At 64.0% G+C, this 12,169-nt stretch carries 9 protein-coding genes and 1 pseudogene; 5 read left to right on the forward strand and 5 right to left on the reverse strand.

All coding sequences use genetic code 11. From position 1 onward, the window contains the following. Window positions 1-131 precede the first annotated feature (131 nt). Entirely contained in the window at window positions 132-1,157 is a 1,026-nt protein-coding gene (locus NS355_RS14335) for a sensor histidine kinase (RefSeq protein ID WP_058746324.1), read from the forward strand. A gap of 78 nt (window positions 1,158-1,235) precedes the next feature. Here the strand turns inward: NS355_RS14335 and NS355_RS14340 are convergent, their stop codons facing one another. From NS355_RS14340 to NS355_RS14350, 3 genes and pseudogenes are all read right to left on the reverse strand, one after another. Beyond that, the gene (locus NS355_RS14340; protein ID WP_209445105.1) at window positions 1,236-4,796 is read right to left on the reverse strand and encodes a family 43 glycosylhydrolase; all 3,561 of its coding nucleotides are present in this window, start codon (window positions 4,794-4,796) and stop codon (window positions 1,236-1,238) included. 328 nt (window positions 4,797-5,124) lie between these two features. Further along, window positions 5,125-5,460 (reverse strand): hypothetical protein, encoded by a 336-nt coding sequence (locus NS355_RS14345; RefSeq protein WP_058746325.1) that lies wholly within the window; start codon window positions 5,458-5,460, stop codon window positions 5,125-5,127. Between the two features lie 202 nt (window positions 5,461-5,662). After that, window positions 5,663-6,663: pseudogene (locus NS355_RS14350) on the reverse strand (IS481 family transposase). Between the two features lie 93 nt (window positions 6,664-6,756). Here NS355_RS14350 and NS355_RS14355 point away from each other — a divergent pair. Together NS355_RS14355 and NS355_RS14360 are read left to right on the forward strand one after the other, a co-directional pair. Beyond that, window positions 6,757-7,137: a VOC family protein gene (locus NS355_RS14355; protein ID WP_084787987.1), complete on the forward strand. Its 381-nt coding sequence runs from the start codon at window positions 6,757-6,759 to the stop codon at window positions 7,135-7,137. Between the two features lie 78 nt (window positions 7,138-7,215). After that, complete coding sequence (locus tag NS355_RS14360; RefSeq protein WP_209445106.1) at window positions 7,216-7,728, forward strand: transposase; 513 nt, start codon at window positions 7,216-7,218, stop codon at window positions 7,726-7,728. Between the two features lie 110 nt (window positions 7,729-7,838). Here the strand turns inward: NS355_RS14360 and NS355_RS19085 are convergent, their stop codons facing one another. Both NS355_RS19085 and NS355_RS14365 read right to left on the reverse strand, forming a co-directional pair. Continuing rightward, window positions 7,839-8,555 (reverse strand): PD-(D/E)XK nuclease family protein, encoded by a 717-nt coding sequence (locus NS355_RS19085; RefSeq protein ID WP_167345466.1) that lies wholly within the window; start codon window positions 8,553-8,555, stop codon window positions 7,839-7,841. 24 nt (window positions 8,556-8,579) lie between these two features. Then, window positions 8,580-9,536: a hypothetical protein gene (locus NS355_RS14365; protein ID WP_058746326.1), complete on the reverse strand. Its 957-nt coding sequence runs from the start codon at window positions 9,534-9,536 to the stop codon at window positions 8,580-8,582. Here NS355_RS14365 and NS355_RS14370 point away from each other — a divergent pair. Continuing rightward, window positions 9,521-10,567 (forward strand): hypothetical protein, encoded by a 1,047-nt coding sequence (locus NS355_RS14370; protein ID WP_153008233.1) that lies wholly within the window; start codon window positions 9,521-9,523, stop codon window positions 10,565-10,567. The two genes, NS355_RS14365 and NS355_RS14370, sit on opposite strands and share 16 nt — an antisense overlap. A 159-nt stretch (window positions 10,568-10,726) precedes the next feature. Then, window positions 10,727-12,169, forward strand: a 1,443-nt coding sequence (locus tag NS355_RS14375; protein ID WP_153008234.1) for a hypothetical protein, incomplete at its 3' end; no start/stop codon positions are given.

The raw sequence follows: 12,169 nt of genomic DNA on the forward strand, positions 1-12,169 counted from the left end.
GCGGTCCGCGCGCCACGGCGGATACGCGGTCGTCGATGGAGGCCGTCGATCGCGACGCCGTATTAACCTGGGTTTGCAACTGATGGCGTGATCGCGCAGGAGAAGCTCGCACAGGAGGACGTGGACGGCATATGGACGCGAAGCGCCGGATATTCGAGCAACTGCCGCTGCTGGGCGAGCGCAGGGCGCTGGCCTATGGCGTGGCGTTGCTGCTTTCGGCCATCGCCTGGTGGATACGCTGGACCCTGGATGCGGCTTTTCCGCCGGGATTTCCCTATCTGACGTTCTTCCCGGCCGTCATCATCTCGTCCTTCCTGTTCGGGCGTGGCCCGGGAACGCTGTCGGCCATCGTCTGCGGCCTGCTTGCCTGGTATTTCTTCATACCGCCCGCCAACAGCTTCGATTTCGAGCCGCGCACGCTCGTCGCCCTGGGTTTCTATGCCGGGGTCGTCGCGGTCGACATCATTCTGGTTGACGCCATGCAGCGCGCCAACCAGCGGTCGTCGCGGCTGGCGGCGGAACAGCAACAGCTGGCCGAGCGCACCGAGTTGCTCTTCAGTGAATTGCAGCACCGGGTCTCGAACAACATCCAGATGGTCGGCGCCATGTTGTCGTTGCAGCAGCGTCAGGTCGTCGATCCGATCGCGCGCATGGTCCTGGCCGACGCATCTACGAAGCTTCAGCTGATCGGGCGCATCCAGCGGCAGCTCTATGCGACGACGGGCGAGCAGGTGCCGCTGGACATCTTCCTGCGCGACCTGATGGCGGACCTGTTCGCCGCCGATACGAAACCCGGCATCATCCACCGGATCGAGGCGGTCCCCGGACTGCAACTTTCACCGGATGCGGCGATCCCGCTTGCGCTCATCATGGCCGAGGGCATTGCCAACGCGATGGAGCACGGCTTTGCGCATCGCGAGTTCGGGCAGTTGGTCGTCACCCTCACCCGTCAGGACGACATTATCGCGCTTTGCGTGATCGACGATGGTGCTGGCCTGCCGCCGGATTTCGACCTTCAGGGGTCGAACAGCCTCGGCCTGAAACTCGTGCGAAGCCTGGCCAAGCAAATGGGGGCCGAACTGAGCGTCGAAAATGGCCCTTCGGCGGGAACGATCCTGCGCCTGACATTGCCCGATGGCGAGGGCCCGCGTCCGTAACTACTCACTCGGACGGATTACCGCAGATGTCCGTTCAATCATCGAAGGGATAAAGCTGGGCTCGACCTGAGAACGCCGTTATGGCGCTGCAACAGTGACTTCCATCGTCACGCGACGGTTGGCGGGCGCGACTTCGTCGTCATCGCTCATCTCGAGCAACGGACGACCGTCGGCGGCCCAGTGAACACGACGCAGCCGTGTGTCCCGTCCGTCCTTGCCGACCCCGTTACCCCAGCTGTGATAGACATAGAGATCATTGCCATCCTCGTCCGTGGTGAACGAGCCATGGCCCGGCCCCTGTTCGTAACGCCGATAGTCCTCCTCGCCCTTCGGCATGGCTACGCTCTTCTGAAGCGGGGCCGACCATTTGCGCCACCCGTCGATGCGGGTCAGGTCGCTGTCCAGTGAGGCGGATGCGCCGTTGACGACATAGGTCGGGCTGACCCCCGAACTGGAATAGACAAGCGCTACGCGATTGCCCCGGATCAGCGCAAAGGCCCCTTCGGCGAGGTTTTCCTCGACCGACGTTTCCGGCGCGATGATGGGCAACGGTGGACCGGCCAGCCGCGTCGGCCGGGCGGGATCGACCTTGGCGATCCACGTCAATGGATCGCCGAGCGCCCCGGATGTCGGCAGGTATCGCTGGGACCAGGTGTAGTAGCCTTGGCCCCGCACCTCGAAATAGGACATGTCGAGGCTGATATTGGCGGGCATGTCCGGCCGCCCGAGCAGGGTACCGTCCGCCTTGAGGATCGCGGCCGGTTTCGACCAGTCGGCGGGATTGGCAGGATCCCCGCCATCGCGAAGCTGCATGATGTGCGCCTCCACCGTCGACCATGCTCCGCCCTCATTCGATTGCGGGTCGGTCGGATGGAAGCAGGGTGCGAACAGGATCGATAGCCGTCCGCCGATTTCATGGATTTCAGGTGCCCAATAGCATCCCGCGATCATTCGGCCTTCCATCGTCCGATCGCGGCGGGTGCGCCGATTGAGCAGGTCCACCTCCCGTGCGCGGCCGCCATTGTCGTCGGCAAGGTCCGCGATCCTGTCGGCGACGCGGAGCGGCAGATGGGGCGAGCCGACATTGTCGTTGTTCGTATCGTCGGTGGCCACGAACAGATAGTGGACCCGGCCCTTATGCTCCCACCGATAGATGTTGGGATCGGCGCGTTCATAGGCGAATATCGTCGGATAGCGGCGCTGGCGGACGGTGCCATGGACGCGATACCGGCCCGGCCTGGTCAACTGCGCGAGATCGGCGGCGTCCCAGTCCACCGAACGCGTTGCGGTGGAGCCGTCCGAATAGCCCAGTTTCACCGGCACGATGGCAAGGTTATCCGCTCTGCCCCGTCGGATCGTTTGGGGCGTGACGGTCGCCGTCGTATTGACGATGCGGCCGAAGCGATTGTTCAGCGCGGCTGCGGTGATGTCGTCGACGGGCAGCGTGTCGCTGGCGGTCGTCGCAAGATCGCCGATGCGGACGTCGCCCACATTGCCCTTTGAGGCGATCCGGGCGCGACGCCCGCCTGTCTCCGGGTAATAGGCCGTTGGCTGCCATTCCTGACGCGCCAGGTCCGCCACGGTCGTCCACCGCGGCTGGCCCGAACGGTCGATCCATGAAACGATATAGTGCTGGGCGGCGCTATCCCACATGGCACGCGGATGGTCGATGCCGTCATTCGACCCCAGGTCCAGCGTGCCGAGCTCGACGAACTCCGCCGATTTGGGATCGCCGCGGAAGATGACGATAGCGGACCGGGGCGGGTCCCGTTTGCCGTCCATGTCCACGCGCGTGGCGATGACGCCGATGGCGCCGTCGGAGAAATGGAACAGCGAGGGATTCGACACCCCGCGAAGCGCGACGCGGTCGACACCGGTATAGTCCCCACGGGCGAACATCACGCCATAGTCGTCGTTCAGCGCAGCCATCGTGCCATCGGCCCCCGACATGGCCAGATGGACACTTCGCGCAATAGTCGGCTGGTTCGCATCCTGCGACGTGGTCGGCATCCGCGCATAGGCTTCCAGCTGGCGGGCGGACTTGCCGAGCAGCTTCACATTGAATTGCTTGGTCAGGGTCGTGCCATCGGGTCGCGTCAGCGTGCCCTCGAGGTTGACATTACGGGTGTCCGCCGTTGTGTTGGTCAGCATGCCGTCGCGCAGGTCGCGACCATCGGCGCGCCATGCGGCGACATGCCCCACCGGCACCGGCAGGCGTGTTCCCGATGCCAGGACCGGGGCGACGATCCAGCGATCCGCGACGGTCGCAAGATCGGACCCGGCGCGGCCCCAATGCGCGACCAGAGCATCGCGCTCGGCCGCAGTGATGGGAAGCACCGTGCCGTGTCGCGGGGACTCGGGCAAGTGGAACTGGCGGGGATAAGTCCACGCGATCTTACCGTCGAGCGACTGGGTCGCGAGCGGAATATAGCCGACACCGCCATAATTATCGACCCAGAGGAAATATCGAAACCCGCTGGTATCGCCGGGATTGGCGCGAAACGCGGTTGGCCCTTCCACTTCGGGCGTACCGGCGCGGCGACCGATGCAGCGGTCGATGATCTTCCAAGCACCCGACGCACCATCTGCCCGAAGCGAGGAAGAGGTCTGCGCCAATATGTCGCTGGACGGGCAACCTGCCGCATCGCTGATCTTGGTGAAACGGTAATAGCGATCGCCGTCCCGCAGGACCGTGGCGTCGATCATCCCTTTCGCCCTTACGGCACCGGGGACATCGGCAGCTCGAAACCATGGCTCGGGCGTGGTGAAGTGGCGGAAGTCGCGTGTGACCGAACGCAATATCTGCGGACCGTTGCCATCCTCAACCTTATGCGCCGCATCCTTGTAAAGGGTGGAGGTCCAGTAGACGACATAGGCGCCGATGGTCGGGTCATAGGTGGCCTCCGGGGCCCAGGTCATGCCCGCGTCGGGCAGATTGACGAGGACGTGCCGTTGCTTGCCCCAGTGGATCAGGTCGGTCGATTCCCAGACTTCGAGATAGCGGCTGCCCTGACTGGTCGAATCACGCCACCCCGTGCGCCCGGTCGAAAGATCGGTCGCAAGCAGGAAGAAGCGGTCCCCTTCGGCAGAGCGCATGATGAACGGATCGCGCAGGCCGCGCGTACCCTCGTGCGACTCGAGGACAGGCTGAGCATCGTTCAGGGTCTTCCATTGCAGGGCATTATTCCCGTCCGAAACGGCAAAACGCAGCTTTTCGCCGTCGATGCTATTTCCGGTGAAATAGACGAACATATAGGCCGATGGCGCGGGGACAGCGGCGGGTGCGGCCTCAACGGTGACGTCGATCGGGACGGACACCGGCCGGTGATCGGGTAACACGACGGTTGCGGTCAGGCGAATGCGGCGATCGCGAGGGCCACGCGTGACGCGCCCCTTGCGTATAACGTCATGACCGCGTCCCATATCGGCGTCCGAAATCGTCGCGGGGTCGGAGGATCGCCACGTAATCCGCGCCTTGTCAATACTCCGGGAATTCGGAAGTTCTGAAAGGGCCGAGGCATTGTCGGGCAGCGTGACGTTTCCCCGTAGCGGGGCGGCGAATGCGGGATCGGAGCGCAACGCTTTCGCGATGGCGTCCGCGAGTGGATCGGCCACCGGTGCGGCTCCGACCAGTGCCATGCCGGCCAAGGCGCATACCAAGCGGCCAAGGGGATGCGATCCGCCATTCATTCCGTCTCTCCCGGTAGCGGCGATGACGAATAGGTCGCCTCGCCGCCTTTATTCCCTTCTCTTTATGTCGGACATTTAGGCCTGCCGTGCAAGGCATTTCATACCCGAAATTCTCGGGACGCTCCTCGCGACGACCTCCATCGCCGGTCGAGGAGCGCTATGCCGTTCAGTATACGCCGATTATTGCCATATGGCCCGCCGGACTCCGAAAACAGAAGCCCTAGACGCTGCGGGCGTGCCCCTGCCCCGTTCGGTGATGGCAACCGAATGAAGGGCGTCAGCGCTGCTTTTTGGTAATCGTCGCGGTGAAGTCCGGATCCTTCTTGGCGACCCAATCCACGAATTTCCGCACGTTCGGGTGATCCAACAGCCCAGCCACGTTCATGCCATGCCGCTGCAATTCGGAATTGCTGAAGTTCACGGTCAAGGTCTGCTGGCAGATCGGATGCATCGGCACGACGTCCCGGCCACCCCGGCTTTTGGGCACGGGATGATGCCAGACAATGGTCTTCCCCATCGGGCGACCACAGAGCCAGCACGGCATCGGCGCGGCCTCGACCTCATCTTCTGCCGGAAGATGGTCATACGGATCGTATTTGGAACGTCTGGCCATAGCGAGGAAAACTGCCTTATTTTCTACCGCCCGTAGCAAAGCGATCCACGCCGTCATATGAAAAGCCGCAAATGGCCCCCAACCCGTCGAGCCGATGCGGCCTTCGAGTTGATCGACGCCATTGCCGCCAGGCCCGACTGGATGATCCTCTACCCCGCGAACCTGATCCACTCGGGATGGTTCACCCGTCTATCCGCCCGACCTAGGTGTTCAGTCCCAGCATCTGGTGGATAGGGTCGACGATGAACCGGTCTGGCTCTGACGGCCAGATCGTGGCGATGTATTCGTAGGGGGTGAGCCCGCTGAGCGTCTTGAGCCGGCGGGCAAAGTTGTAGGCGGCCATGAAGTCGGCGAGGTGGGTCCGGAGCTGGTCGTGGCTCTCGTAGTGGAAGCGTTTGACGGTCGCCTCCTTGATGGTGCGGTTCATCCTCTCGACCCCGGCTTTCGCCGGGGCAGGCTCTGTCCGTTGGTCCACGGATGGTTCGGTTTGGTGAGCCGGTGCTCGATGTCGTTTGCCTCGCAGATCATGTCGAAGCTCATTTGGCGGGACCATGCGGTGTTGCGGTTGCGGGGCTGCTCGGCGAACTGGATGCCATTGTCGGTCAGGATCGTGTGGATGCGATACGGCACGGCTTTCAGCAGGTGTTCGAGGAACTCATATGCCGTCCGCCTGTCAGCCTTATCGACCAACTGGGTGACCGCGAACTTGCTCGTGCGGTCTATGCCGACGAACAGGTACAGCTTGCCTTCGGCGGTCTGTACCTTGACGATATCGATGTGGAAGAAGCCGATGGTATAACGCTTGAAGCGCTAGCGCTTCGGCTTGTCCCCTTCGACGTCCGGCAGGCGGGAGATGCCGTGCCGCTGGAGGCAACGATGCAGCGCTGAGCGCGTCAGATGCGGGAGCGAGGGCTGCAGAGCGTAGAGGCAGTCCCCCGCCTACGCGGAGGCAGGCCAGCGGCAGCAGGGTGTGACGTCGAAACGCCACAACCATCGCCTCTTCGGCCTCGGATAAGGTTGTCGAATGAGGGGCCTCGGTCCGGTCTTCAGGTCCTCGACCGTCGCCCGCTTACGCTACTTCGCGACCGTCTTCGGGTTGATCCCCAACTCCCGGCTTAGCGTCGCGAGCGAAGCTTGCGATCGCCGTATTGCGGCTCGGACGGCGTACGTGGTCGTGGCGCAGCCATGACGTACCTGGCCCATACGGCTTCCTTCCATTCCGGCGAAAGGATCGCTCCATCAAACCGTGGGATCAAACACCTATTGCGGCTTCACCGGATGCCGTAGCGTCTAAATCTGACCGCCCTCCTTGTTGACGAATATGACACTGCCATCGACTTTTTCGTCGGAAAATTCGGCTTCGAGTTGCGCGAGGACACAGCGCCGACAGATGGAAAGCGGTGGGTGGTGGTCGCACCACATGGCGCGGCGAGAGGACTGCTACTGGCGCGGGCTGTCGGTGACAGGCAACGTAGAGCGGTCGGCGATCAGAGTGGCGGTCGGGTGTTCTTGTTCCTTGAAACTGATGATTTCGCCCGCGACCACCTTGCCTATACCCAGCGGGGCATCCGATTCGTCCGGAAGCCTTTCCACGAACAGTATGGCATCGTGGCCGTCTTCGAGACCTTTTATGGCAACCGATTGGATTTGATCGAACCTGTCACCGCCAAGCAATGACTCCCATTTCTCGATAGAGACCGTCCGAAAACGTAGATCAGGATTCCCGTGCGCATTTCGGCAGTGTAATCTTCTGGCATGGCGTACATCGAGGGGCATGCTCGGGATCAGGCGCTGCTGCTGCCAGCGTCGGTCGAAGACTATGTGGCGGCAGACAATCCGGTGCGGTTCATCGATGCATTCGTCGAGGACCTCGATCTGGGCGCTGCCGGTTTCCAGAGGACGCAGCCGAAGGCGACGGGACGGCCCGGTTACGATCCGGCCGACATGCTCAAGCTGTACCTGTACGGCTATCTGAACCGCGTGCGCTCTAGCCGGCGCCTGGCGGCGGAGGCGACCCGCAATCTCGAATTGATCTGGCTGCTGCGCGGGGTGCGGCCGGGCTTTCGGACCATCGCCGAGTTTCGTCGCGATAACCGGGCCGCGTTCAAGGCGGTGTTCCGCGCCTTCGTCCTGCTGTGCCGCAAGCTCGACCTGTTCGGACGTGAGTTGCTGGCAGTGGACGGCACCCGGCTGAAGGCGGTGAATAGTCGGGCGCGCAACTTCAGCCGTGAACGACTGGCGACGTATCTCGCCTCGACCGGCGCGTGACTGGAGCGGTATCTGGCGGAGCTGGACCAGATCGACCGCGGCGAGGATGGTGCCGGCACCGGTCGCGGCGAGGCGCTGGCAACCAAGATCGCCCGACTGCATGAACAGCGTCAGGCGAGCGCGGCGCTGCTCGAGCAGTTGCAGGAAAGCGGCGAAGGGCAGATCTCGCTCACCGATCCCGACGCACGCCTGATGGTGGCGCATTCGAAGGTCACCTGCGCGCCCAAATCCGCCAGCACTCTGGCCCAGTGGCGCGCCGCGGTGGCGATGTCGGCCTGCAGGGCGCCGCGCTCCACTTCCCATTCGGGCGCCGCCAGCCATGGCATCTCGCCTGCGATCCTCAGCGCCAGCAGCATGGGCACGCGCGCCGCCGCCGCCTCCGCCGTGGGCACGGGGTAGCCGGCGGGGAACAGGTCCTCGAACACGCCATGCGCCAGCGTTCCGCGGCCCATCACGTCCAGCGCCTCCGGCTGCCAGTCCACAGGCTTCGTGCTTAGTTCCTCCAGCAGCCAGGCCAGCGGGCTGACCAGCAGCGTCTCCAGCCGGCTCGGGCTTTGCGGACGCACCTGTCCTTCCCCATCCCGGCGAATCCTCAACAAGTCACGGCCGAATTCATAATGAACTGGCGGCTGGACTCGCTTGGCGGACTTGAACTCAGGCCGGAGGCGCCAATCGACCAGCGCGTCCCACGCCGCGCCGCCGTCGGCCAGCGGCGCAATCAGCTCTTCAACCTTGCCCACGCCCGCAACCAGCCGCGCCACCAGCGCCAGCCCCGCAGCAGGGGCCAGCGGCTTACCCACCCCGTCCCGCTCCGAACACAGCAGCACGATCCGCTCGCTTGCCGCGCACAGCTACCGCCGGAATAGGGCCAGCCCCCTCTCCAGCACCTGTCCGCGCGAGGGCAGGCGCAGCCCGATCGCTTCGGCAATTAGCGCCACCTCGCTGTCCAGCAACAGCGGGTTGCCGCCGCCTGCGCGGGGGTAGCAGCCATCATTGCAGCCCAGCACCAGCACCCGACGAAAGGCCCGGCGCGGCGCCTCCCCGTCATGCAGCACGGCGATGCCGCCGCAGAACACGGGCCCGCGCCCACCGTCGCCATTGCCATAGGGCGCAACCAGCCCGATCAGCCGCTCCCATGCGGGCGGTGCCTTATCCGCCGGCACCTCGCGCAGCAGGCGCGCGATCCAGCCGCGGGCCTCCGCCCGTTCATCGCGCAAGCTATCGCCCCCGCTTACGCGCTTCATCAGCAGGTGCAGCCGTTCGGCGAGTTCGCCGTTGGTTGTTGGCGGCGGCAGCGCTAGCAAGGCGCGCATTGCCAGTCCGGCCCGATCAAGCTCGATGCCCCGATAGGGATCGCCCTCCCCCGCCACGATCCGCCGCGCCAGCGCCGCGCTAGCGCCGCCGAAATTTGCCAGCGGATTGGCATGGAGCGAGGCCAGCACCATCGCGGGCACCGGCGGACGCAGCGCGCGCAGGAACAGCAGCAACAGCTCCGCTCCCAAGTTGCGCGCCCCCGCAACTGCCGGCACGCCGGACAGCACTAGGCCGCACGCTGGCGCAATTTGTGCCAGATGCGCGGCATGGGATCCGCCCTGTGGCACGATGATGCCGATTTCACCCATGGTCAGCCCCGGAATTTCGCGCAGCCAGCGCTGGATGATGGCCAGGGCCGCTTCCGCCTCCGTCAAGCTGTCGCGAACGGACAGGACACAAAGGCTGTCATCCACCTGGACGGGTTGCTCGCCTGGATCCGTCAGGCCGCGCTGCACATGGCCGACCAGCGTGGCATTGGGTGCAGCAGGCTCCAACCGCTCGCCCAGCAGGCGCCGATAATCGGCACCCCAACGCCAGCCTGCTGCGCTTCGGCGAAGACCGCGTCTGGCGTCCCTCCGAGGTCATGGCCGAGGTTCGCCGCTACATCACCGAGTGGAACGCGCGGCACGACGATCCTGAGGACCGGATCGTCGGCGTGGTCATGGACTCCGCTACCAGCATGGCCGGGTTCGACGGCATGGAGGGCGAGGCCACCACCAACTTCTTTTTCTACCTCGGCCGCCTATGCGAAGCGCTCGGCATCTTCTTCACGATCATCGGCCATGTCCCGAAGGCCGCTTTCGTCCCCCGCAAGGATCCGTGGGGCAGCGCCGCATCCCGGCTGCGCTTCGTTGCCATGTGGACGACGGCACCGCGCATGGCGGTCGAGGTGCGCCTGATCCAGGAGTGGCGCGAGAAGGGAGGGCCCTACTACGAGGCGGAGGAACTTCGCGACCTCTTCCCCGATATCGAGCGCAAGGACTTCCTCGTCATCTATGCCGCCAAGGCCAACTTGCTCGGGGTCTGCCGCGAACCACGCTACCTCATCCGCGACGCTCAGGGGGCATTCCGCGAGGTGAGCCTCCCTGCCCCCACCGATGACGAGGGCACTGGTGCTGGCGAACCGACGCCGCCGCAGTCTCAGGCCAAGCCGAAGTCCGGAGCCAAGCCGAAGACCTCTCGCACTGCGCCGTCCCGCGCTGACCGATCCCGACGTGTCGAGCAGGACTACACCCCGGGCACCGCCCTCGTGATGCAGGTCATGGGCGTGACCTATCCTGACCTTGCCGATGGTCAGCGCGTCGCGGCCGACCGCGTCATGAAGACGCTCAAGGCCATGCATGCCGAGCAGCCCCTGCCCGCGCGGTCGCTAGTCGGCAGCGCCTCAGGCGGCGGCAAGACCGGCGCGCGTGCCGGCAGCATCGCCTGGCACTTCCAGAAACTTGAGGAGCGCGGCATCCTCATCAAGCGCAACAGCCGACATTTCTATGTCGGCCAGACCGATGCACCCACCGACCAGCCATAGAGCATGTCGCGGCCATCAGGCCGCTCATCAGCCCTGACAGCGTCCCGAGCGAGCGTCGCCCCTTCTCCTCTTTTTTCCCTCCTCAAGGTCGACCTGCAATCGATCGATTCTGGAGAAGATTGGCGAAAGCCAGAGAAAGGAAAAAAAGGAGTATTTAGAATGAAGACGTTCGCAACTGACCTGCTTGAAGCCACGCTGGTCGATAAGTTCGATGCTGCCTTGCGCTCGGTTGAACTGGAGAACGGAACATTGCTCGCCACTGTCTTAGCATCCGCGATCATGGTTGATCTACGATGCAGCGGGAGTGAGGATGGCGTCGATACAATCGACACTCTGGACGAAGACGCAATCAAGGAGCTTGGCGCCCTTCTGTTATTCGCCATCGAGGGAGACGATAGGCCGTTCACCCTCCCGCTCGGCACCGTAGTTCGGCCGTACGAACCGGGTTCGGTCGAGATCGGAGAGGAAGTCTGGGTGATCCAGACGGGCAAGCCGGGCCTGTCTCCGATCGAGATCGTCCGGCACGACGCCTATGGCCGTAACCTCGAGTTGCTACGTGAATTCATCGGCAAATGGGTTCAAGGTCGGCCGTGGCAATGCATCGGCCTGCCCTCACCCAGCAACATCTCGGATTACGGTCCCGTAAATCTGCTCGCGTTCCCGCCCTTTCACGACGCTGGCGGCGTGGTATTGCAACGAGAGGTCAACAGCACCGGTGCGGCCTGCTTCGCCGCCGCCATGCCGGAGGACATCAAGTTCCTGGCCTTGTCGATCGCTAACGACATGAGAGCCATGTGGCACCGTCGGCAGGACATAGCCGATCAAGCTCGCGCGGTGCGCCAGATCGCCGAGAGCAAGATCTCGAACGATGCGGTTGGCGTCGCGCTGCACGCGATCGCCATCGACCTTCACCGGCAACATACCGACAAGCACTTCGGCTTCTACGTCCACTATGACGCCATCGACGATGCCTTCCGTCCCGGCGTGGTGCGAAACTTCATGCCCGCTCCCTTCGAGGGCGTGTATCCAAACCAGGGCGCCACCCACGAGATCGTCGGTCGCCGCGAAGCACGAGACGCCGTGCGCGCGCTTGGCGCAGACGGTGTCCGCCTGTTCTTTGCGGAATATGAGCGCGAAGCCACGCGACTTGCGCGGATCGACAGCCACGAGGCTGACACGGCCAGGATCCGGCTACAGCAACTCGAGCGCGAACTTGGCAATCTGTATGAAAATCTGCTGGCGGGTATCGCCAGCCCTGCCCTGCGTCAGATGATCGACGAACGGGAGACGGAGAAGGCCCGTCTCATCTCGCGAAACGCTATCGTCGACAAAGGCGTGGTCTCGCATCGCACGCTTCCAACGCCATCCGCTCTGCAAGCCCAGTTTCAGGCGCGGATCGCCGACCTGCGCAGCACGCTGGAAGATCCTGCGGTTCGCGGACATGCCGCATCGATCATGTCGCGGCTTATCGAGAGCGTGACGATCTATCCGGATGCACCGGAGGGTCCTGCAGCGGAGGTGGTGGCGTACGCCATAAACGACAACGCCGCCCGTGAGGGCGGCGTGTCGAGTTCTATAGCGGTGGTTGCGGGGGCAGGATTT

The sequence above is a fragment of the Sphingomonas yabuuchiae genome, from assembly GCF_001477495.1.
Classification (GTDB): domain Bacteria; phylum Pseudomonadota; class Alphaproteobacteria; order Sphingomonadales; family Sphingomonadaceae; genus Sphingomonas; species Sphingomonas yabuuchiae_A.